Genomic DNA, 22,003 nt, shown 5'->3' on the forward strand with positions numbered 1-22,003 from the left:
ATCCGCTTTCCCTCAATCATTATTTTTCCTCAATCACCACATAGAAACGGCAAACTTTAACTATTTTGTTTCTGGTTTGCTGATTAACCAAACGCCCAATAAGATGAAAAAAACGCCCAACGTTTTTAACAGTGAGATAGTTTCACTAAACCAAGGTAATAAAGCCACCATTAAATAAACAAAAGCATAACTCAAGCTAATAATAGGGTACGCTTTATTCAATGGCAGATATTTCAATGTGAAAAACCAACATAACATGGATAATATATAACCTGACAATCCTGCCATAATCATCAGCAAAGGATTGTGATTTACCCAAAGCCAGTTGATATCCAGCCAGTGTATTGATAACGAAAGTTCCGGTAGATGAGCAACTCCCCACTTCAATAACAATTGCGCTACAGTGATCAGCAAGACACTGGCCATCCCCCAAAGATAACCTTTCATTGACTCAAACTCATCAATAAGATCCCGAACATAATGGCAAAAATCCCCATCCAGTGCTTTAACCCCACCTTTTCCTGATACAAAAATTGCCCAATCAAAGTCACTATGACAAAATTCATACTAAGCATAGGGTAAGCAATGCTCAGTGGAAAAAATTGCAATAATCGCAACCAAAATATCATTCCTATACCCAACAGAAGAATAGCACTGGACAGCCATATCACCATAGATACCACTTTATGTGGGGTATCTTTTTTCTGCCAACAACTAACCGCCTGCTTCTGGCATAATTGCCCCGCACAAGTCAGTAAACTAACTAAAATTAATAATATTACATTGCTGCTCATGGTTGTTTCTTGTAAATCACAAGCACGAATCTATGATTACGACGCACAAAATCCGGTTCCGGTAATTCAGATAATTCACCTTCTGAGGGTAATAGGAAAACAACAGCGACTTGACCTTTTTTGCGTGTTTTCGCCAACCATACAGGAAACTCTTTCTCTGTGAGATATCGATATCGACTGTCAGGATAACCAAGCCCATATTCTAATTCCCCTAGACGATCAAACAGGTAAATATCACTACGTTTTAATTCCCACGCAATCGCCGAACCAACTCCAACCGATTGGGTCAAAATATATTGACTGTCAGCTAACTCTTTTTTGTTTTGTTGAATAAAGTGCTGAGGAAGTTTGGAATTGATTGTCTTGTCAGGCAATGCACTACCTATAGATAAGCTGAGCATAATTGAACAAGCAGCAGCCCATAACCAATATTTACCATCGCGAATAAAACAAAAATAACCAATCCCCCCCCAAACGCCAAAGGCAATAATCCCCATAATCCATTTCAACCATTCATCGGGCTGATAAAGTGGGGGGGTCTTTAAGGTTTCCATAGCAAAAAGGACTGAAATGGCGAGTAATCCGATAAAAACATTCATCAATCCATTTATTTTCAACGCCTTCATGTTGCCATTTTTGACACAATCGACACCGTATTTTGCCATCATCAATGCTAAAGGGCCTATAAAGGGTAAAACGTATGTTGGCAATTTTCCTTTTGCGATGCTAAAAAATATAATCGGAACAAAAAACCAACAAAACAGGAAAAACATTTCCGGGTGATTTCTTTTTTCTTTCCAACTTTTGATTAAAGCACCTGGCAGTAATCCTAACCATGGGATAACCCCTAAAATTAATACAGGTAAGTAATACCAAATAGGCGCAATATGCTGAGCTTTTTCAGAAGCAAAACGCTGTATATGCTCTACCCAAAAGAAATAATGCCAATAATCAGGCTCACGCACAGTAATCGCGATCACCCACGGAATGCTGATCAAAACAGCAAAAATTATGGCAAGAGGCCCAAAACGAACCATTTTCCAAAAGCGTTTCTGGTATATCGTAATGGGTATCATAGTAATCACAGGGAGTGCCAATGCCAGAAATCCTTTTGTCATAAAAGCCATACCACAGGCCACCCCCAGAACAGACCACGCCAAAATTTGTTCTCGGATTGCTACAGCCTTAAGCGCCCAATAACAGCTCACAATCCCTGCTGTAACCCATAAAGAAAACATAGGATCAAGGACACTGTAAGTACCAATGGAAAAAACAATAAACATGGAAATATAAATCAGGCTGGAAACGAAAGCAGTCTGGCGACATTGCCACATCATCATTGCCAAACGATAGAGAAGAAATGCGCTGATTAAGATACTGAACACAGAGCCAAAACGAACAGCAAAATTACTGTCTCCAAAAACCCACTGGCTAATGTTGTTGATCCAATATCCTGCTACTGGCTTTTCAAAATAGCGAATATCCAAGAAGTAAGGTACTATCCAATCCCCACGTTGTAGCATTTCCCGACTAATTTCAGCATACCGGGTTTCATCCGGCTGCCATAATAGACGACTATTCAGAGGCAATAAGTAAGTAAGAACAAAAAAAAGAGCCATCAGAGCGGCTCCTGCTTTACTCGTCCGAGTGTTCAACATCTGAGTTATACCTCTTGTTGGCAACCTAACCAGCCTTCACGACCAGGAAAACACGAACGAACAATTTTCCCAACCGGGAGCGTCTCCCTATTTTCTGGTAACAAATGGCTTAATTTACAGAACTGAATATTTTGTTGATGGAGCATATCCAGCAATGCCTCAAACTGTTCAGATTTCGACATACCTTCGACTTCGGTATGGATCGTATAAACAGGAACCCCATGATCACTTTTAATCGCTTCAAGGATAAAGTGATTAAAATTTGCATCGCTGACTTGTGTTCCAACAACTTCATCATAGGTAGGTAATGTGACAGGAATTTGTACAGTTCCCATTTTTCCATCAGGCAAAAGTGGCCTGAATGGATGTGTTCCGCGGCAATCGCTATTATAATCAAAACCAAAACGCTGTTTAACAGCTAGAACACGTTCATCGGCTCGCCAACCCGCAACTGCTGAGCATGTAACGGCTTTCCCTGTTGCCTTTTTCAAAGCATCAACACCTAACTTCACTTGTTCTGTTAATTCATTTTCCGACCAACGCCCTACTTTTGCCTGCCAACCTTGATGATCCCATGCATGTAAGCCAACTTCATGGCCTGCATCCATTGTTTGCTTCATTAAATGCCCTAAATCTTTTGCGATTTTTTTCCCCGGCCAAGCTGTACCAGCCAACAAAATATCCAGACCATAGAGAGACACTGCATTTGATCTCAGCATCTTCCAGAGAAACTTCGGACGCAACAAGCGCCATAAATGACGCCCCATATTATCCGGCCCAACACTAAAGAAAAAGCTGGCTTGAATATGGTGCTTTTGTAAAACTTCAAGCAATCGTGGTACGCCTTCCTTAGTGCCTTGATAAGTGTCCACATCAATTCTCAAACCAACTTTTTTCATTACGCTATTCCCACTCTCTTCCTCGTTTTCCAATTGACTTTTTAGTTTTTCCCTTTGGATTCTTCAACTGCTCCACGCAGAAAGAAATCCAATGTTTCATCAATGGTTTGCTTCATATCAATAGTGGGTTTCCAACCTAACAGACGCTCTGCGTTTTTAATACTGGGTTTGCGGTGTGCAACATCCTGATAACCTTTCCCATAATAACTACTGCTTTCAATCTTCTTGAATCCAGCAAATGGGGGAAAGTGCCCTCGCAATGCATGTTTCTCAAAGCTATCTAATAGCATTTCAGCCAACTGGCGAATGCTCGCTTCATTTGTTGGATTACCGATATTGATTATTTGGCTATCGCATAACCCATCCCTGTTTTCGATGATCCTAAACAGTGCTTCAATACCATCATGGATATCAGTGAAACAGCGTTTTTGCTCTCCCCCATCCACCAGTTTAATCGGAGAACCTTCCACCAAATTCAAAATTAATTGGGTAATGGCTCTTGAACTACCAATACGCGCTGAATTTAGGTTATCCAGCCTTGGCCCCATCCAGTTAAATGGACGGAATAAGGTAAATTTAAGGCTCTCTTGTGCACCATATGCCCAAATGACTCGATCAAGTAATTGTTTTGAAACTGAATAGATCCAACGCTGTTTATTAATAGGCCCAACAATCAGACGTGAAGTATCTTCATCAAATTCTTTATCATCACACATACCGTAAACTTCGGATGTGGATGGGAAAATAATCCGTTTATTGTACTTAACACAATAACGAACAATTTTAAGGTTCTCTTCAAAATCCAGTTCAAAAACTCGCAAAGGATTACGGGTATATTCAATCGGTGTTGCAATTGCCACTAATGGCAGGATGACATCACATTTTTTGATGTGATATTCAATCCATTCGGTATGAATGCTGATATCACCTTCGATGAAGTGAAAGCGAGGATTGCCAATAAATCGTTCAATTGCGGAAGAGCCAATGTCCATCCCGTAAATGTCATAATTGCCATCACTCAACAATCGTTCAGTCAGGTGATTACCAATAAACCCATTGACTCCCAAAATGAGTACACGCTTACGACGACTGACTTGGGTTGTCGCTCTGGAGCCAACATGAGCTCCAGCCACAATGCCTATCTCAAGAGCTAATCGATTACCTTGAACATAAAGCCCTGACTCACCTTGGCCGCTAATAATTTCTAGTGCACCATCACCACAAGCAACCACAAATGGATCAACCGAGATTATGGTTCCTGGGTGTTTTCCGTGGAATTGATTAAGTGGCCGTGAACGCCAAATCGTAATCTTACGCTCACCGAGAAAAGTAAATGCCCCTGGATATGGCTCTGTCACTGCCCTAACTAGGTTATTAATCTCTTTGGCAGACCTATTCCATACTATTTCACCATCTTCGGCGGTACGGCGGCCAAAATAAGTTACCTGACTTTCATCCTGTGGAACTGATGGATAATAACCTGATTTTATTTGAGGCAGAATGAAATCCAATAATTGAACCGACGCTTCTCGTATTTTTCCATGAACTATCAAGGAAGTATCATTTTCAGCAATCTGTACAACCTGTTGCGCGATAATATCTCCCGCATCCGGCTTTTCCAGCATTTTATGTAATGTTACACCGGTTTCTGTCTCACCATTGAGTACTGCCCAATTAACCGGAGCACGACCACGGTATTTCGGTAGCAAGGAACCATGAAGGTTAAATGAGCCTTTTTCAGCCAGTGACAGAATTTCCTGGCTAAGCATATTGCGATAATAAAAAGAGAAAATAACATCCGGTTTCATCTCACGAATGCGTTCAACCCAAAGCGGGTGATTCACATTTTCTGGCGCAAATACGGGTAAGCCTAAATCAGCGCCGATACGTGCAACAGAAGAGAAAAAATGATTTTCATTTGGATGATCTGTGTGAGTAAATACAGCCTGAACATCAAAACCAGCTTCTACTAATGCATTAAGTCCGACACAACCAATATCGTGATAGGCAAAAATAACTGCTTTCATTAGCTTTCTTCCTGATTGTCGTTAGTCTTCTTAACTCCGACCACTTTTTGAATAAAATAGCGCGGGCGAGCACGAACATCGTTATATATTCGACCAATGTATTCACCCAATAGTCCCATGGCGACGAACTGTGCTCCAATAAACATGAAAAGAATAGCAAACAGGGTAAACACCCCTTCAGCAGCCCACATTGAGCCAAACACAAAGCGTAGAACAATCAATAATACCGCCAATAAGAAACCTACTATGGCAATGATACTTCCCGCTACACTTAATAACCGCAACGGTGCAGTTGTTAAGCACGTCAGAAGGTCATACATCAGATTTATCAGTTTCATAAAACTGTATTTGGAGTTCCCAAACTCACGCTCTGCATGGGCTACATCAATTTCTATTGTTCTGCGTGCAAAAGTGTTGGCAAGAATGGGAATAAACGTACTGCGTTCATGGCATTGAAGCATCGCGCATATAATGTGACGTCGATAGGCGCGCAACATACAACCATAATCCCCCATTGAACGCCCCGTCGCCTTGGTTATCATCGCATTGATTATTTTAGAAGCAGCTTTACGAAACCAAGAATCCTGACGATGAATACGACGTGTACCCACGACGTCATATCCTTCTTCTGCCGTTTTAACTAAACGGGGGATTTCTTCTGGCGGGTTTTGTAAATCAGCATCAAGTGTAATAACCAGATCACCGTCAGCTTGATGGAAACCAGCCATAATTGCTGAATGTTGTCCATAATTACGGTTAAGCAAAATAGCAATCACATGATTTTCTGGAGATTCAGCCGCCTGAGTTAAGATCTCGGCAGAGTTATCATGGCTGCCATCATCAACCAAAATTACTTCGTATTTCTGTTCTAATTTTTGGCACGCTGCGAGAGTTCTTTCCAGTAACTGGGGTAAACTTTCTTCTTCGTTGTAAACAGGAATAACGACTGAAACTTTTTTGATCTTCTCAAATGTCACTTAATTACGCTCCGAAAGAATTTCAGTTATCACATCCACGACACGATCTACATCGTCATTGCTCATATCTGGGAAAAGAGGCAATGAACAAAGTGTTGACGAATTCCACTCAGATGCAGGCAGGGAAAGTTGTGGATAACGCTCACGATAATATTTTTGTGTGTGCGCAGCTCTGAAATGCAAACCTGTACCAATATTTCTGTCCCTTAAACGCGTCATAAAAGTATCGCGGTCAATACCACAGATACTTTTGTCGACGCGTACCATAAAAAGATGATGAGAATGCAAATGCGCATATTCGGGAACTTTCAGCATTAGCAATGGTGAATCAATAAGAGCATCAGAATAGCGAGCCACCAACTCCCGCCGACGTTCATTCATTGATGCCAGTTTGCCTAGTTGCACAACTGCCATCGCCGCATGAATATCTGATAGGTTGTATTTAAAACCCGGCTCAATCACTTCCGCTTGAGGTTTCCTACCCTGAATTTGTCTATCAAAAGCATCGACAGCTAAGCCATGAAATTTTAAACAACGGATCCGTTGGGCAAGCTCATCATCATCTGTAACGAACATGCCACCTTCTGCGCAGGTCATGTTTTTAATAGCATGAAAAGAAAAGATTGCGGTCCCCTGCTCTCCGACCCATTCATTTTTATAACGGGTGCCGACAGCATGGGCTGCATCTTCAATCAGGGGAATATCTGCTTTTTGAGCGACAGCGCGAAGGGCGTCAAGGTCACAAGGCGCTCCCGCATAATGGACGGGTATAATTGCCTTGGTTTTGGGGGTAATCGCTTTTTTGATTGTTTCTGCACTGACCATCAATGTATCACGGTCAACATCAACCATGACAGGCTCAGCGCCTAACAAACAAATGATATTGATGGTGGAGACCCAAGTTTGGGAAGGAGTAATGACTTCATCACCTGGACCTATGCCTAATGCCAACAAAGCCAAATGCATTCCCGCCGTAGCGGAACATAGAGCAATAGCATGTTTGCATCCAAACATAAGAGAAAAATCTTGTTCTAACTGATGGTTCTGTGGGCCTGTCGTAATCCAACCTGAGTGTAAAACTTTCTCTATCGCTTCTATCTCTTCTCTGCCAATTGCAGGACGAGAAAATGGCAAAAAACTATCCATAACCGCCTTGTGCCTTGTATATCCTAATTGTTTTATAATCGATCAATTTTAGCTGATGATTTTTTAACAAAACATCAACGTAAAACAAATTATGGTCAACCAAACACCAAAAGCAGATAGCAAGCAATGATTATGGTGGATTTATTTACGGGAACTACACGTGGCTGACCCTCCATAATTTATAGCCGGCATTTCTGATATGTCCAATATTTGCCTCAAAAACTTCTGATAAATTTCGTTCTGTCATTACATTCTGTGGTATACCTGATACTAACAATCTTCCATGCAAGAGCAACCATACTTCTGTCGCTTGTTCATATGTGTGGTTAAGATCATGACTACTCAATAATACCGTCCCCCCCGATGCACAAAATCTTTTTGTTAACTTATCTAAAATGGCTTGTTGGGTGATATCAAGATTATTTGTCGGCTCATCAAGTAAGAGTAAACTCCCATCAGGATTAAGATCCGGCCATATCTGAAAAAACGTGCCTGCCAACCTGACACGCTGCCACTCTCCGCCGGAGAGTTGACCAATTGACGAACAAAGCAATGGCAGGAGCTTCATTTGCTGGCAAAGTTCATACAACACATGTTCACTTTGAGCTAATGGGGCACATTCAGGGCGGAACATATCTAGATATTGAAAAACCGGCATGATAGGAATAGAAGAAGATTGGGAGAACCAGGCCCGGCGCCTTGCCAACTCGTGCTGACGGTAATCCTGCAAATTCCGACCATGCAAGCGAATAGTACCGCTATAAGATAAAATACCCGCGATTGCTGCAAGCAATGTACTTTTCCCTGAACCATTTAATCCAACCAGATGAATTTGTTTCCCTGCCGTAACAGACTCAGACAATGAACTCAATCTATTGTTAACATTAACACTCTCCAGTTCCAAAATCGGCTGACCGATCATGTTATTACCCTCATCTCCTTATCTGCATTAACAATGCAAAAATGGTATTTCTTAATAGTGATGTGTTCTCACTAAAAGCCATATAAAAATTGGAGATCCTAAAGTTACTGTGACAACCCCTATCGGCACTTCTGCATGAGATAATGACAAACGGGAAACTAAATCTGCCAACAGTAAACCACTGCCTCCGGCCAATGCACTGGCCGGAAGTAATGTCTTATGATCAGTCAAACCAATCAATCTTAAGATATGGGGAATAACCAAGCCGATAAAACTGATCGCTCCCGCAAGGGCAACACTCAAACCAACTAATAATCCGATTACCGATACAAACACATTACGCCATTTATGGTGAGACACACCCAGTTGCCGAGCCTGTAACTCCCCAAGAGAGAGGTAATTCAAAATGTTGCCTTTGCTGCTTAACCATAAGATAGCGGGAAGCAATACAACAATCAGCCATTTTTGGCGCCAATCAACACCACTGAAACTTCCCATCATCCAATACATCAATTGCCGGAGATCTAAACTGGTACTGAAATAGACCATCCATGTCATCAAGGCGCCAAAGATCACACCAAAAGCAACACCAATCAATAACAGACGGGTATTAGTCACTTGATGTTTTCTGGAAAATCCCAGCAAAATTGCAGTCATGAAAAATGCCCCAAATACCGCTCCAACACTTAATAACCACAATGGTGCAATACCATGAAAGATAAGTATTAAACATACCACTACAACACCAGCACCATTACTGATCCCAAGTAATCCAGGCTCCGCCAACGGGTTTTCGAACAGAGCTTGCATAATTGCTCCTGACAGGGCTAAGCTCGCACCAACCACCATAACGGCAATCGCCCTGGGTAATCTCAACTGCCAAATAAATAATTGGGCAGGTTCCGACAGCCATTGATCAGGCCAAAACCAGATTTCACCAGCGCATAATGACAACATGAACAGAATAACGAATAAGACAGACAAAACCGCCACCACCCGATGGTTGCGTTTTCTCTGATAGGTGATCAACTCATAAACAGAGTACATGTGTGAGGCCATGTTAGAAAATAAGTGCTCTTTTCACTGAGCAAATAAATATAGAAGATAAGAAAAAGACCGCAAAATGCGGCCTTTTTATGTAGTTATTCTTTGGGTAACGCTTTTTCCACTCGGTTTTTCAATTTTTGACCAGGGCGAAAAGTGACAACACGGCGAGCCGTAATCGGAATATCTTCACCTGTTTTTGGATTACGGCCTGGACGTTGATTTTTGTCTCGCAAATCAAAGTTGCCGAATCCAGATAATTTCACTTGCTCCCCATTCTCCAAAGAACGACGAACTTCTTCAAAGAACATTTCTACCAGATCTTTAGCGTCACGCTTGCTAATACCCAGTTTTTCAAACAGATTTTCTGACATTTCAGCTTTAGTAAGCGCCATAAGTTCAGTCCCTCAAGGATGCTTGGAATCGCTGTTCTAATGCAGCAACGCATTTGTTGACAGTCGCAGCAATTTCTTCTTCTTCCAGTGTACGCATGGTATCCTGCAAGATTAAGCTAATAGCAAGGCTCTTGTAGCCTTCCGCGACACCTTTACCACAATACACGTCAAATAAGTTTATGCCAACTATATGATTTACGCCAACTTTCTTACATTCAGCCAGAATATCTTCTGCGGCTACATTTTCAGGCACAACGATGGCGATATCGCGGCGGTTAGATGGGAAGCGAGAAACTTCCTTCATCTCAGGGATCACGCGGTCTACCAGACCAGTCCATAATAACTCGAATACCACGGTACGGCCGTTTAAGTCAAGTTTACGCTCCAGTTCTGGATGAACAACACCGATATAACCAATGTAATTATTTTCCAGATAAATCCCAGCACTTTGCCCAGGATGTAAAGCAGGATGTTCTTCTGCCTTAAAGGAAATGTTAGATAGTTTACCTGTCAGTTCTAAAACAGATTCTAAATCACCCTTCAAATCAAAGAAATCAACTGCTTGTTTTTCAATCGACCAGTGCTCTTCGAACCGGTTTCCTGCAATAACACCACCGAGCATTAATTCCTGACGAATACCATGTTCGGCATTTGCATCCGGCACAAAACGCAACCCTGTTTCAAATAAACGAACACGGTTTTGTTGACGGTTTTGGTTATAGGCGACAGTGGTCAATAATCCTGTCAACAAGGACAAACGCATTGCAGACATATCCGCCGAAATCGGATTAGGCAAGATCAACGCTTGTTCCTGTGGGTGAAGATATTTCTGAACCTTAGGATCAACGAAGCTGTAAGTAATTACTTCTTGATAACCTCTGTCCACCAACATTGTTTTAACCCGTTTCAATGGCAAATCAGCTTCACGATGTGAAGTCATAATCAGATCTGCACGCACTGGTACGTCAGGAATGTTGTTATAACCGTAAATACGGGCGACCTCTTCAACAAGATCTTCCTCGATTTGCATATCAAAACGCCAGCTAGGTGCAACAGCTTGCCAGCTACCATTCTGGACTGTTACCTGGCAGCCTAAACGCGTCAGAATATCGGTTACTTGTTCATCAGTAATATGATGACCAATCAAACGATCCAGTTTATTACGATTAAGCGTAATCGTTGCTGATTTTGGTAAGTGAGATTCGCTAGTAACATCAACGATTTCTCCTGCTTCTCCCCCACAAATGTCAATCAACAACTGAGTGGCATATTCCATTGCTTTATGCTGAAGCTGTGGATCAACACCACGTTCAAAACGGTGAGAAGCATCGGTATGCAAACCATAACGGCGAGCACGGCCAATAATCGCCAGTGGCGCAAAGAATGCACATTCTAGCAGAATATGCTGTGTTTCTGCATTAACACCAGAATATTCTCCACCGAAAATACCAGCCATAGCAACTGGTTGTTTTGCATCAGAAATGATAAGTGTTTCAGTAGAAAGTTCGGTTTCATTACCATTCAGCAGAGTGAGTTTTTCACCTTGCTCAGCGAAGCGAACAATAATTGAACCATTCAAACGTTCTAAGTCGAACGCATGCAATGGCTGGCCTAATTCGAGTAAAACATAGTTGGTGATGTCAACAACCGGATCAATGGAACGAACACCTCCACGACGCAGTTTTTCGCGTATCCACAATGGGGTGGTTGCCTTGACGTTCACATTCTTGATCACGCGCCCCAAATAGCGTGGGCAGGCTTCAGGAGCGTCAACACGAATAGGGAATGTTGCATCTGTAGTTGGTTTAACCGCTTCAATTTTCGGCTCTGTCATGGACAATTTATTGATAACCGCAACGTCACGGGCAACCCCCATGATGCTCAGGCAGTCAGCACGGTTTGGTGTAATGCTGATCTCAATCGCGTGATCATCTAATTTCATGTAATCACGCAGATCAACACCAATTGGAGCATCTGCTGGCAACTCAATAATGCCATCCTGATCGTCGGCAATACCTAGTTCAGAAAACGAACACAACATGCCTTCTGATGTCTCGCCTCGTAATTTCGCTGGTTTAATTTTAAAATCACCTGGTAGCACAGCACCAACTGTAGCAACAGCGACACGAAGCCCTTGACGGCAATTAGGTGCACCACAGACAATGTCCAACAGACGTTCGCCGCCGACATTAACTTTTGTGACACGCAATTTATCTGCATTTGGATGTTGTCCACACTCAACAACTTCACCAACAAATACACCGTGGAATTGACCTGCCACTTTTTCAACACCATCAACTTCCAAACCAGCCATGGTGATTTGATCAGACAATGCTTCACTATTAATGGCTGGGTTTGTCCACTCGCGTAACCAGAGTTCACTGAATTTCATGTGATATACCCGCCTTATTTAAATTGTTTGAGGAAACGCAAATCATTTTCGAAGAATGCCCGCAAATCTGTAACACCATAACGCAGCATGGTCAGACGCTCCATTCCCATGCCAAAGGCAAAACCAGAATAAATTTCAGGATCGATACCAACATTGCGCAATACGTTAGGGTGCACCATGCCGCAACCCAAAACTTCTAACCATTTCCCATTTTTGCCCATCACATCAACTTCTGCGGAAGGTTCTGTAAATGGAAAATAAGAAGGACGGAAACGTACCTGCATATCTTCTTCAAAGAAGTTATTCAAAAAGTCATGCAATGTACCTTTCAGGTTAGTAAAGCTGATATTTTTATCAACAATCAACCCTTCTACCTGATGGAACATTGGGGTATGTGTCTGATCGTAATCATTACGGTACACACGCCCTGGCGCAATGATACGGATTGGTGGCTGACGTTCTTTCATGGTACGGATTTGTACCCCAGAAGTTTGGGTACGCAGCAAACGCGTCGCATCAAACCAAAAAGTATCATGATCAGCACGCGCAGGATGGTGTGCAGGAATATTCAGAGCATCAAAGTTATGATAGTCATCTTCGATTTCTGGGCCAGATTCAACAGAAAAGCCCAACTCACCAAAGAAAGTTTCAATACGTTCAATCGTGCGGGTAACAGGGTGCAAACCACCATTTTCCATACGACGGCCAGGCAATGAAACATCGATTTTTTCTGCCACTAAACGTGCATTCAAAATATCAGCTTCCAGCTTTACCTTACGCGCATTCAAGGCTTCTTGAACTTCTTGTTTTGCCTGATTAATAACAGCCCCTGCCGCTGGACGTTCTTCAGCTGGTAAGTCACGCAGCGATGACATCTGGAGGGTTAAATGGCCTTTTTTTCCCAGGTATTCAACTCGCACCAAATCCAACGCGGCAACATCCTGGGCTCCTTCCACGGCTGCTTTTGCATTTGCAACCAGCTCAGTAAGATGTGACATCGTTTTCCTCTTCCTTTGGCCTGATGGCCCTTTAGTTGTTATTGACTATGTCCTCATGTTATTGACTAATGAGGACATAAAAATAAAAAAGCCTCCACACTGGAGGCTCAGGCGCTATTTTTCGTTTCTTTTCTTACGCGCGAAGCCCCCTGATCTCAGGTGTTAAAGTAAAAAAAGAAACGAAAAAAGGCTAACTTTATCATTTGCGTTCTTTCTCCTGTACCCTTCTTGTATTCACCAATCGCAATCTGAACCACAATACTAGTCTGATCCCAGATATTATCTAATCTTTTGGAAAAAAGTAAAAGAGGGAGCAAGCTCCCTCTTTTAACCTGACTTATGCCAGAGCGCCCTTCGCTTTTTCAACCAGAGCAGCGAATGCTACTTTGTCGAATACAGCGATGTCAGCCAAGATCTTACGGTCGATTTCAATCGAAGCCTTTTTCAGGCCGTTGATGAAACGGCTGTAAGACATGCCGTTCTGACGTGCAGCAGCGTTGATACGTGCAATCCACAATTGACGGAATTGACGTTTACGCTGACGGCGGTCACGGTAAGCGTACTGACCAGCTTTGATAACAGCCTGGAAAGCAACACGATAAACGCGCGAACGAGCACCGTAGTAACCTTTCGCTTGTTTCAGAATTTTTTTGTGACGTGCACGGGCAATAACACCACGTTTTACGCGAGCCATATACTTCTCCTATCGTCTCTGAGTTCTAATCTAAAAAATTGCTTATGCGTACGGCAGACAAGCAACAACCAGGCCCAGATCACCTTTGGAGACCATGCCTTTTGGACGTAAATGACGTTTACGCTTAGTTGATTTTTTAGTCAGAATGTGACGAAGGTTAGCGTGCTTACGCTTGAAACCGCCGCTTGCGGTTTTTTTAAAGCGTTTAGCTGCGCCGCGTACTGTTTTAATCTTTGGCATTTTAATATCCACTTCGCATTGTTAATTACAACGAACTAGTAAGGCGAATAGACCCCAGCCAGAATTAACTGGAGCCCATTACTTGTTTGCCTGACTATTTCTTCTTAGGAGCGAGCACCATGATCATCTGGCGGCCTTCAACCTTCGTTGGGAAGGATTCAACCACTGCCAGTTCACTCAGATCGTCACGGATACGGTTAAGCATCTCAATACCAATCTGCTGGTGTGCCATTTCACGCCCACGGAAACGCAGGGTGATTTTGGCTTTATCGCCATCTTCCAGAAAACGAATCAGGTTGCGTAGTTTGACCTGATAGTCGCCTTCATCTGTACCAGGACGGAATTTAATTTCCTTAACCTGAATAACCTTTTGTTTCTTTTTCTGTTCTTTGACTGACTTACTCTTCTCATAGAGGAACTTGCCGTAATCCATAATACGACAAACCGGCGGTTCGGCATTTGGGCTGATTTCAACTAAATCAACACCAGCTTCCTCAGCTTTTTCGAGAGCTTCTCTCAGACTGACAATACCAATCTGTTCGCCATCTAATCCAGTTAAACGAACTTCAGAGGCGCGAATCTCTTCATTAATGCGATTTGGGCGCGCCGGTTGAATTCTTTTTCCGCCTTTAATACCTTATTCCTCCAATTGGTGAAGATTACGACTGCGTATTTCTGTCAGCAGTTTTTCTGTAAACTCACTGATCTCAATGCTACCTAAATCTTTGCCGCGGCGAGTACGAACAGATACTTTTCCTGACTCGACCTCTTTATCACCACAAACAAGCATATAAGGTACACGACGCAGAGTGTGTTCACGGATTTTAAAACCAATCTTCTCGTTTCTCAAGTCTGCTTTTGCACGAATGCCTGCATCTTGAAGTTTTTTAACCAATTCCTGTACATAATCTGACTGGCCATCAGTAATATTCATAACGACAACCTGCTGAGGTGCCAACCATGTTGGGAAAAACCCAGCATACTCTTCTGTCAGGATACCAATAAACCGTTCCAGCGATCCCAGAACCGCGCGGTGAATCATGACAGGAATCTTACGTTCGTTATTTTCACCTACATATGACGCGTTCAGGCGTGCCGGTAGTGAAAAATCGAGTTGCACAGTACCACATTGCCACGCACGATCCAAACAATCATATAGAGTAAATTCAATTTTAGGGCCATAAAATGCCCCTTCACCCGGCTGGTATTCAAATTCAATGTCGTTTCGGGTTAATGCTTCAGCAAGATCCGCTTCTGCTTCATCCCACTGTTTTTCCGTACCAATACGTTTTTCTGGGCGAGTTGATAATTTAACAACAATCTTCTCAAAGCCAAATGTGCCATACACATCGTAAATCATTTTGATACAGCTACTGACTTCTTGAAGGATTTGATCTTCAGTACAGAAGATATGTGCATCATCTTGAGTAAAGCCACGTACACGCATCAAACCATGTAACGCGCCTGATGGTTCGTTACGATGACAGCTACCAAATTCAGCCATACGCAACGGCAAGTCACGATAGGATTTCAACCCTTGGTTAAAAATCTGAACATGACCAGGGCAGTTCATCGGTTTTACACAATATTCACGGTTTTCCGATGAAGTTGTGAACATATTTTCTTTATAGTTTTCCCAGTGCCCTGTTTTTTCCCACAGAATACGGTCCATCATAAATGGGCCTTTTACTTCCTGGTATTGGTACTCTTTGAGCTTCATGCGAACGAAAGTTTCTAATTCACGGAAAATTGTCCAGCCATCATTGTGCCAAAACGCCATACCTGGTGCTTCTTCCTGCATATGATACAGGTCAAGCTGCTTACCAATTTTACGATGATCGCGTTTTGCTGCTTCTTCCAAACGCTGTAAATAGGCATTAAGCTGTTTTTTATCAGCCCATGCAGTACCATAAATACGCTGCAACATTTTGTTGTCACTATTGCCACGCCAGTATGCCCCTGCAACTTTTTGCAGTTTAAAGTGATGGCAGAAACGCATATTAGGAACATGCGGTCCACGGCACATATCAACGTATTCTTCATGGTGATACAAACCTGGACGATCATCGCGACTAATATTTTCATCCAAAATCTGGATCTTATACTCTTCACCACGAGCCGCAAATGTGTCACGCGCTTCTTGCCAGCCAACCCTTTTCTTGATGACATCGTAGTCTTTTTTAGCAAGTTCCAGCATACGTTTTTCAAGCAGTTCGATATCTTCCTGCGTCAAAGAGCGGTCTAAATCAACGTCATAGTAGAAACCATTGTCAATAACAGGACCGATAGCCATTTTCGTATCAGGCCACAACTGTTTAATTGCATGACCCAACAAATGTGCACATGAATGACGGATAATTTCCAAACCTTCTTCATTTTTGCTGGTGATAATAGCAAGATTGGCATCAGTCTCGATTAATTCACAAGCATCAACCAATTCACCATTAACACGGCCAGCGATACATGCTTTTGCCAAACCAGCACCGATATCACGAGCCACATCCATTACGGAAACAGCATGCTCAAATTGACGTTGACTACCGTCAGGAAGAGTAATTACAGGCATTTAAAAATCCTTATATACAGTGGTGACCCGCACGAAAGATCACTTGTATTAAATCAAATTTATTATTAATCAGCACATTAGAAACAAATCCTTGCTTCACTCCGCAAGAGGTGTACAGATTTAAGGTCACATTTTCAAAATGTATCCGGTACATTTGCCCCAATTCGCCCGACATACTAGCACACAGAGTAGGTGTTAAAATAGCTCTGTGGGAATATATTTAAACTATCTCTATGCAATTACACCACTTAATGGAAATTTAAAATTGCAATAATTAATAAGTAAAAAAACCGTATCTACCTACTATATTAAGTATTCTTTAATATAGAGACAGCCTAATATAATTATAAATAACAATCAGTTTTTATGATTTTATTTTTCCAATAATTACCATTAAAAATCTTTCTTCTGGTTTATCTGGAGCATAGAGAACATTTTTATGCCTCTTCCTTAAATAAGAGGTGAATGTTAGTCACCTATAAAATGCCCCTTACATCCAATTAGTTCAATTTATTTTTATCGTCTAATAATTATCTTTATTGAACAGACCATTTTATTCAAAAAACAGGCCATCAGGTTTATTCTAATGAAAATTCACAGATTACAATTATTGAATATCCAAAGCACGATAAGCATTTTTAACTTTCCATAAATAACGTGGAGCCTGTGGTGCAGGGTGATTATTTTGGACATATTGATAAAACTCATTCGGTGTCATTCTATTAATTTTATTAATTGCCAAAGTCCGGTTTGCATCAAACGTTCGCAGCAATGCCCCTGCACCATTTACATAAGCAACTATCGTTGCATAGTACAGTGTTTCTGGATTGGAGATACCTTCCAAATGCTGTTGTTTCAAAATGCTAATATAGGCAGTACCAAGGTCAATGTTAGTTTCAGGATCTTTCAATTCACGCGTGGTTGGCTGTCCTGATTTTCCTTTTACTCTGTAAGCATCTCGCCCAGCCGTAGATGCCTTAATCTGCATTAGTCCAACTGCATTCGATTTACTAACAACCTCTGGGCGAAAACCTGATTCCACCTGAATAATCGCTTTGATAAGCGTTTCATCAACACCATAACGTCTTGCGGCTTGCGCAATCAAACCATCAAATGGAGTGGGTTTAAACCTATTTGTCAATTTACGAGTATCAAAAGCAGCCTTATTGCCATCAAGCATACGTTTTGCCGTTGCTTGTCTACTAATGTCTGATTGATGTACTTGTTGGTTAGCACATCCTGACAATAACAATGCCACCGCAATGTAACGGAGTTTTAATTTCACGCTGCTTCCTCTAAATAAAATTAATCCTATAAAGGATATATAATTTTACCGATAAGCCAAAAATATTTTTCTATCACTTATCAAAATCAAAATAAATTCCTTTATTACCAGTGAGTAGATGTAGACAACATACTGGTTTTTTGTTCGCATGAAGCTTGTCGTTGCCATATCAATCAGTAAAAATTTAAGAGGCGTCTACGAATCTATCACCAATTTCGTTCGCTATCACCTTGACTTTACATAAATGATACTGATAATCATTATCAATAATTATATGTACAACAAGTAAGGTTTACCATAATGAATAAAAAACGTTCTCTCTCTACTTTTCCGATAGTTAATCTGATCCTTGTTCTATTCACAATGGTGTTATTCAGCCAGCAAGCTCATGCAGACAAAAAATTCAGAGTGGTTACAACATTTACTATTATTCAAGATATGGCTCAAAATGTTGCAGGAGACGCAGCAATTGTCGAGTCAATCACTAAAGCTGGTGCAGAAATCCATGATTATCAGCCCACTCCCAAAGATATCATCAAAGCACAGCGTGCAGACCTTATCCTCTGGAATGGCTTAAATTTAGAACGCTGGTTCGAACGCTTCTTTGAAAACATGCAAGACATACCTACTGCAGTTATAACCGAAGGTATTACTCCTCTACCGATTCGTGAAGGTCCTTACAATAAAAATCCTAACCCTCATGCCTGGATGTCGCCAAAGAATGCGCTGATCTATATAGAAAATATCCGTAAAGCTTTTGTCAAATATGATCCTGAGAATGCCGAAATTTATAATCGTAATGCTAAAGCTTATGCAGAAAAAATGGCTCAATTAGATGCGCCTCTTAGAGAGCGTCTTTCTCGTATTCCTGAAGAACAACGCTGGCTGGTAACCAGTGAAGGCGCTTTCAGCTATCTCACACAAGATTATGGCTTCAAAGAAGTTTACTTGTGGCCAATCAATGCTGAAGAACAAGGTTCCCCACAACAAGTTCGCCGTGTCATTGATACAGTAAGGGTCAATAAGATCCCTGTTGTCTTCAGTGAAAGCACTGTTTCAGATAAACCAGCAAGGCAAGTCAGTAAAGAAACGGGAGCAAGTTACGGTGGGGTACTTTATGTAGACTCCCTTTCCACTCAAAAAGGACCGGTTCCAACTTATATTGATCTACTTAACACTACTGTAGACACTATCGCAAAAGGATTTAATCAATGAATCGTTCATCATTAAACCACCAATCGTTATTTGAGCATCCTCATTTAATTGTGGATAACGCCACTGTCACTTACAACAATGGGCATACTGCTATTTATGAGGCCAGTTTTGACATTACTGGCGGCACAATTTGTGCGCTGGTAGGTATGAATGGCAGTGGTAAATCCACTTTATTCAAAACAATCATGGGATTAGTAACACCTTCACAAGGAAAAGTGACTCTCAACAAACAACCTATCAGAGCCGCATTAAAACAAAATATCATCGCATATGTTCCTCAAACTGAGGATGTAGATTGGAATTTTCCGGTTCTGGTTTCCGATGTCGTAATGATGGGACGCTATGGAAAAATGGGATTTTTGCGCCGTCCCAGCAAACGTGATCATGAAATTGTCAATAAAGCCCTTGAACGTGTCGGACTGACAGAATTGCGTGATCGCCAAATTGGTGAGCTTTCTGGTGGTCAGAAAAAACGAGCATTTTTAGCCCGTGCATTAGCTCAAGAAGGGAAAGTTTTGCTATTGGATGAGCCTTTTACTGGAGTAGATGTTAAAACAGAAAATGCCATCATTGACTTACTTCGTAACTTACGTGAAGAAGGGCATTTGGTCTTAGTATCAACGCATAACCTTGGCAGTGTACCTGAATTTTGTGATCACGTTATTTTGATCAACCGGACAGTGCTTGCAAGTGGCCAAACTGAAAACACATTTACTCAAAAAAATCTGGAAATTACCTTCGGTGGTGTCTTGCGTCATATTAATCTTTCCGCTCCTGAGCTACATAAAGATGATGATCCACGTTCATTGACAGTCATCACCGATGATGAGCGTGCTGCCGTCTTTTATGGGCATACTCATCATATTCCACCACGGCAAAACCCCAAACAAAAGGAAAATCAACCATGATGGAACTGCTTTTACAACCATTCAATTACAACTACATGGTGAAAGCCATGTGGGTAAGTGCCATTGTTGGAGCTGTTTGTGCTTTCTTATCTGCTTATCTGATGCTAAAAGGTTGGTCACTGATGGGTGACGCCCTCTCCCACTCTGTTGTGCCCGGTGTGGCAGGTGCATATGCTCTCGGTTTACCTTATGCAGGTGGTGCTTTTTTTACAGGGATGCTCGCTGCATTATCAATGACATTGGTGCGTCATATTACTCGGCTACGTGAAGATGCTGTGATAGGTTTTATATTCTCCACTTTTTTTGCCGTCGGATTATTGATCGTTTCTTTAAACCCTACATCCGTGAATGTACAAACCATTATTTTAGGCAATATTCTGGGAATTGCTGATGAAGATGTTTTACAAGTTGAAATCATTATTGCAGTTTCCTTCATTACCTTAATGGTACTTTGGAAAGATCTATTGGTTGTCTTCTTTGATGAAACCCATGCTCGCTCTATTGGATTATCACCGTTACGATTGAAAATCATTTTCTTCACTTTATTAAGTGCTTGTACTGTTGCTGCATTACAGACAGTAGGCGCTATCTTGGTTATCGCAATGGTTGTAACGCCTGGTGCAACTGCCTATTTATTAACAGATAGATTTAAACATTTGTTGATTATTGCCGTCGCCATTGGTTCACTCACAAGTGGTTTCGGTGCATATGTGAGCTATTTCCTCAATGGTGCAACTGGTGGAGTTATTGTCACCATGCAAACAGTGATTTTCTTACTTGCGTTCTTTTTTGCCCCTAAACATGGCATGTTGGCCTCTCGCAGACGAGCCAGAAAGGAATCTCTAGCATTGATTCAGGAACAACGCCCATGAACACATTTATTGAATTAATTACTGAACCTTTCATGCATGAGTTTATGCGACGAGCCATCTATGCTGCCATGATGGTAGGAGCTGTTTGTGCTGTACTTTCCTGTTACTTGGTATTAAAAGGTTGGTCATTAATGGGAGATGCTATTTCCCATGCGGTTTTGCCAGGTATCGTGCTCGCTTTTGTAGCGGGCATACCACTTGCAATAGGTGCTTTCCTTTCCGGTATATCTTGTGCATTCGCTACAGGGTATCTAAAAGAACATAGCCGAATCAAAGAAGATACCGTCATGGGGATTGTTTTCTCAGGTATGTTTGCATTTGGGTTAGTACTATTTACTCGTATAGATACGGATCAACACCTGACACATATTTTATTCGGCAGCATACTCGGTATTACCCAGCATGAATTACTCCAAACACTTTGCATTGCAGGGATCACACTAGCTATTATGTTGCTAAAAAGAAAAGATTTTATGCTCTACTGCTTCGATCCTAATCAAGCACGAGTAGTTGGCCTTCCCGTAAAACTTCTCCATTACGGGTTATTATCGCTGTTGGCCCTAACAATTGTCGCATCGTTGCAGGCCGTCGGTATCATCTTGGTTATCGCGATGTTAATCTCCCCCGGCATTATTGCTTTTATACTTTGCCGGAGTTTTGATCGTATGCTGATTGTGGCAATGGTTGCTTCTATATCATCCAGCGTACTTGGCACAATCATTAGCTTCCATATTGATGGTGAAACAGGCCCCTGTATCGTAATCATTCAGGCAATTTTCTTCACTATTGCACTCATTTATGACCAAATAAAACTCGCTTACAAGAAGGCAAACAAGGGAACGCTTGAAAAAATTTCGTCCCAAAATGCATCAATTCCAGAAAAATCAAATTAAAAAATAATAGAGTGCCATATCAAATTTGAGATATGGCCTTATTAATTCCTATTAAAATTCCTTTTATCCTGTTCAAAT

General features: G+C 41.6%; 21 protein-coding genes and 1 other annotated feature. Of the genes, 4 read left to right on the top strand and 17 right to left on the bottom strand.

Annotated elements, in window-relative coordinates; genetic code table 11:
* Window positions 1–60: 60 nt before the first annotated feature.
* From arnF to Xentx_RS06645, 17 genes are all read right to left on the bottom strand, one after another.
* A complete protein-coding gene (gene arnF, locus Xentx_RS06565) occupies window positions 61–447 on the bottom strand; it encodes a 4-amino-4-deoxy-L-arabinose-phosphoundecaprenol flippase subunit ArnF (RefSeq protein ID WP_074019468.1) in 387 nt (128 codons plus the stop codon).
* Window positions 444–794 carry a 4-amino-4-deoxy-L-arabinose-phosphoundecaprenol flippase subunit ArnE gene (gene arnE, locus Xentx_RS06570; RefSeq protein ID WP_074019469.1) on the bottom strand — a complete coding sequence of 117 codons (351 nt, stop codon included), beginning with the start codon at window positions 792–794 and terminating at the stop codon, window positions 444–446. Before arnE ends, arnF begins: the two co-directional genes overlap by 4 nt.
* Window positions 791–2,452 (bottom strand): lipid IV(A) 4-amino-4-deoxy-L-arabinosyltransferase, encoded by a 1,662-nt coding sequence (gene arnT, locus Xentx_RS06575; protein WP_074019470.1) that lies wholly within the window; start codon window positions 2,450–2,452, stop codon window positions 791–793. The genes arnE and arnT overlap by 4 nt, the downstream gene beginning before the upstream one ends.
* 5 nt (window positions 2,453–2,457) lie before the next feature.
* Window positions 2,458–3,351: a 4-deoxy-4-formamido-L-arabinose-phosphoundecaprenol deformylase gene (arnD, locus tag Xentx_RS06580; RefSeq protein ID WP_074019471.1), complete on the bottom strand. Its 894-nt coding sequence runs from the start codon at window positions 3,349–3,351 to the stop codon at window positions 2,458–2,460.
* 41 nt (window positions 3,352–3,392) lie between these two features.
* Window positions 3,393–5,378 carry a bifunctional UDP-4-amino-4-deoxy-L-arabinose formyltransferase/UDP-glucuronic acid oxidase ArnA gene (gene arnA, locus Xentx_RS06585; RefSeq protein ID WP_074019472.1) on the bottom strand — a complete coding sequence of 662 codons (1,986 nt, stop codon included), beginning with the start codon at window positions 5,376–5,378 and terminating at the stop codon, window positions 3,393–3,395.
* Window positions 5,378–6,355 (bottom strand): undecaprenyl-phosphate 4-deoxy-4-formamido-L-arabinose transferase, encoded by a 978-nt coding sequence (gene arnC / locus Xentx_RS06590; RefSeq protein WP_074019473.1) that lies wholly within the window; start codon window positions 6,353–6,355, stop codon window positions 5,378–5,380. Before arnC ends, arnA begins: the two co-directional genes overlap by 1 nt.
* Window positions 6,356–7,501, bottom strand: coding sequence for a UDP-4-amino-4-deoxy-L-arabinose aminotransferase (gene arnB / locus Xentx_RS06595; RefSeq protein WP_074019474.1), 1,146 nt, complete (start codon window positions 7,499–7,501; stop codon window positions 6,356–6,358).
* A gap of 154 nt (window positions 7,502–7,655) precedes the next feature.
* A complete protein-coding gene (btuD, locus tag Xentx_RS06600; RefSeq protein WP_074019475.1) occupies window positions 7,656–8,423 on the bottom strand; it encodes a vitamin B12 ABC transporter ATP-binding protein BtuD in 768 nt (255 codons plus the stop codon).
* 51 nt (window positions 8,424–8,474) lie between these two features.
* Window positions 8,475–9,470, bottom strand: a complete 996-nt coding sequence (gene btuC, locus Xentx_RS06605; RefSeq protein ID WP_083600896.1) for a vitamin B12 ABC transporter permease BtuC — start codon at window positions 9,468–9,470, stop codon at window positions 8,475–8,477.
* 95 nt (window positions 9,471–9,565) lie between these two features.
* Entirely contained in the window at window positions 9,566–9,862 is a 297-nt protein-coding gene (gene ihfA, locus Xentx_RS06610) for an integration host factor subunit alpha (protein ID WP_038233943.1), read from the bottom strand.
* 4 nt (window positions 9,863–9,866) lie between these two features.
* A complete protein-coding gene (pheT, locus tag Xentx_RS06615) occupies window positions 9,867–12,254 on the bottom strand; it encodes a phenylalanine--tRNA ligase subunit beta (protein WP_074019477.1) in 2,388 nt (795 codons plus the stop codon).
* 14 nt (window positions 12,255–12,268) lie between these two features.
* Window positions 12,269–13,252, bottom strand: coding sequence for a phenylalanine--tRNA ligase subunit alpha (pheS, locus tag Xentx_RS06620; protein ID WP_074019478.1), 984 nt, complete (start codon window positions 13,250–13,252; stop codon window positions 12,269–12,271).
* Window positions 13,253–13,333: 81 nt separating this feature from the next.
* Window positions 13,334–13,458 (bottom strand) — a sequence feature (Phe leader region).
* Between the two features lie 131 nt (window positions 13,459–13,589).
* The gene (gene rplT / locus Xentx_RS06625) at window positions 13,590–13,946 is read right to left on the bottom strand and encodes a 50S ribosomal protein L20 (protein WP_010847342.1); all 357 of its coding nucleotides are present in this window, start codon (window positions 13,944–13,946) and stop codon (window positions 13,590–13,592) included.
* 42 nt (window positions 13,947–13,988) lie between these two features.
* Window positions 13,989–14,186, bottom strand: coding sequence for a 50S ribosomal protein L35 (gene rpmI / locus Xentx_RS06630; protein ID WP_006118955.1), 198 nt, complete (start codon window positions 14,184–14,186; stop codon window positions 13,989–13,991).
* Window positions 14,187–14,280: 94 nt separating this feature from the next.
* Window positions 14,281–14,820: a translation initiation factor IF-3 gene (gene infC / locus Xentx_RS06635; RefSeq protein WP_074019479.1), complete on the bottom strand. Its 540-nt coding sequence runs from the start codon at window positions 14,818–14,820 to the stop codon at window positions 14,281–14,283.
* Between the two features lie 3 nt (window positions 14,821–14,823).
* Window positions 14,824–16,752 carry a threonine--tRNA ligase gene (gene thrS / locus Xentx_RS06640; protein WP_074019480.1) on the bottom strand — a complete coding sequence of 643 codons (1,929 nt, stop codon included), beginning with the start codon at window positions 16,750–16,752 and terminating at the stop codon, window positions 14,824–14,826.
* 607 nt (window positions 16,753–17,359) lie between these two features.
* The gene (locus Xentx_RS06645; protein ID WP_074019481.1) at window positions 17,360–18,037 is read right to left on the bottom strand and encodes a transglycosylase SLT domain-containing protein; all 678 of its coding nucleotides are present in this window, start codon (window positions 18,035–18,037) and stop codon (window positions 17,360–17,362) included.
* Window positions 18,038–18,337: 300 nt separating this feature from the next.
* Between Xentx_RS06645 and Xentx_RS06650 the strand changes: the two genes are divergently transcribed.
* Genes Xentx_RS06650 through Xentx_RS06665 form a run of 4 tightly spaced genes read left to right on the top strand, consistent with a single transcriptional unit; the run spans window position 18,338 to window position 21,925 of the window.
* A complete protein-coding gene (locus Xentx_RS06650) occupies window positions 18,338–19,252 on the top strand; it encodes a metal ABC transporter substrate-binding protein (RefSeq protein ID WP_074019482.1) in 915 nt (304 codons plus the stop codon).
* Window positions 19,249–20,160: a manganese/iron ABC transporter ATP-binding protein gene (locus Xentx_RS06655; protein WP_074019483.1), complete on the top strand. Its 912-nt coding sequence runs from the start codon at window positions 19,249–19,251 to the stop codon at window positions 20,158–20,160. Before Xentx_RS06650 ends, Xentx_RS06655 begins: the two co-directional genes overlap by 4 nt.
* Complete coding sequence (locus tag Xentx_RS06660) at window positions 20,157–21,032, top strand: metal ABC transporter permease (RefSeq protein WP_074019484.1); 876 nt, start codon at window positions 20,157–20,159, stop codon at window positions 21,030–21,032. Before Xentx_RS06655 ends, Xentx_RS06660 begins: the two co-directional genes overlap by 4 nt.
* A complete protein-coding gene (locus Xentx_RS06665; RefSeq protein WP_074019485.1) occupies window positions 21,029–21,925 on the top strand; it encodes a metal ABC transporter permease in 897 nt (298 codons plus the stop codon). Before Xentx_RS06660 ends, Xentx_RS06665 begins: the two co-directional genes overlap by 4 nt.
* The last annotated feature ends 78 nt before the right edge of the window (window positions 21,926–22,003 follow it).

Source organism: Xenorhabdus thuongxuanensis (assembly GCF_001908095.1).
GTDB lineage: Bacteria > Pseudomonadota > Gammaproteobacteria > Enterobacterales > Enterobacteriaceae > Xenorhabdus > Xenorhabdus thuongxuanensis.

What these genes read in the sequence shown, in the direction of transcription:
- arnF (WP_074019468.1), bottom strand. Translation starts at nt 447, where the DNA reads ATGAAAGGTTATCTTTGGGGGATGGCCAGTGTCTTGCTGATCACTGTA.
- arnE (WP_074019469.1), bottom strand. Translation starts at nt 794, where the DNA reads ATGAGCAGCAATGTAATATTATTAATTTTAGTTAGTTTACTGACTTGT.
- arnT (WP_074019470.1), bottom strand. Translation starts at nt 2,452, where the DNA reads ATGTTGAACACTCGGACGAGTAAAGCAGGAGCCGCTCTGATGGCTCTT.
- arnD (WP_074019471.1), bottom strand. Translation starts at nt 3,351, where the DNA reads ATGAAAAAAGTTGGTTTGAGAATTGATGTGGACACTTATCAAGGCACT.
- arnA (WP_074019472.1), bottom strand. Translation starts at nt 5,378, where the DNA reads ATGAAAGCAGTTATTTTTGCCTATCACGATATTGGTTGTGTCGGACTT.
- arnB (WP_074019474.1), bottom strand. Translation starts at nt 7,501, where the DNA reads ATGGATAGTTTTTTGCCATTTTCTCGTCCTGCAATTGGCAGAGAAGAG.
- btuD (WP_074019475.1), bottom strand. Translation starts at nt 8,423, where the DNA reads ATGATCGGTCAGCCGATTTTGGAACTGGAGAGTGTTAATGTTAACAAT.
- btuC (WP_083600896.1), bottom strand. Translation starts at nt 9,470, where the DNA reads ATGTACTCTGTTTATGAGTTGATCACCTATCAGAGAAAACGCAACCAT.
- ihfA (WP_038233943.1), bottom strand. Translation starts at nt 9,862, where the DNA reads ATGGCGCTTACTAAAGCTGAAATGTCAGAAAATCTGTTTGAAAAACTG.
- pheT (WP_074019477.1), bottom strand. Translation starts at nt 12,254, where the DNA reads ATGAAATTCAGTGAACTCTGGTTACGCGAGTGGACAAACCCAGCCATT.
- pheS (WP_074019478.1), bottom strand. Translation starts at nt 13,252, where the DNA reads ATGTCACATCTTACTGAGCTGGTTGCAAATGCAAAAGCAGCCGTGGAA.
- rplT (WP_010847342.1), bottom strand. Translation starts at nt 13,946, where the DNA reads ATGGCTCGCGTAAAACGTGGTGTTATTGCCCGTGCACGTCACAAAAAA.
- rpmI (WP_006118955.1), bottom strand. Translation starts at nt 14,186, where the DNA reads ATGCCAAAGATTAAAACAGTACGCGGCGCAGCTAAACGCTTTAAAAAA.
- thrS (WP_074019480.1), bottom strand. Translation starts at nt 16,752, where the DNA reads ATGCCTGTAATTACTCTTCCTGACGGTAGTCAACGTCAATTTGAGCAT.
- Xentx_RS06650 (WP_074019482.1), top strand. Translation starts at nt 18,338, where the DNA reads ATGAATAAAAAACGTTCTCTCTCTACTTTTCCGATAGTTAATCTGATC.
- Xentx_RS06655 (WP_074019483.1), top strand. Translation starts at nt 19,249, where the DNA reads ATGAATCGTTCATCATTAAACCACCAATCGTTATTTGAGCATCCTCAT.
- Xentx_RS06660 (WP_074019484.1), top strand. Translation starts at nt 20,157, where the DNA reads ATGATGGAACTGCTTTTACAACCATTCAATTACAACTACATGGTGAAA.
- Xentx_RS06665 (WP_074019485.1), top strand. Translation starts at nt 21,029, where the DNA reads ATGAACACATTTATTGAATTAATTACTGAACCTTTCATGCATGAGTTT.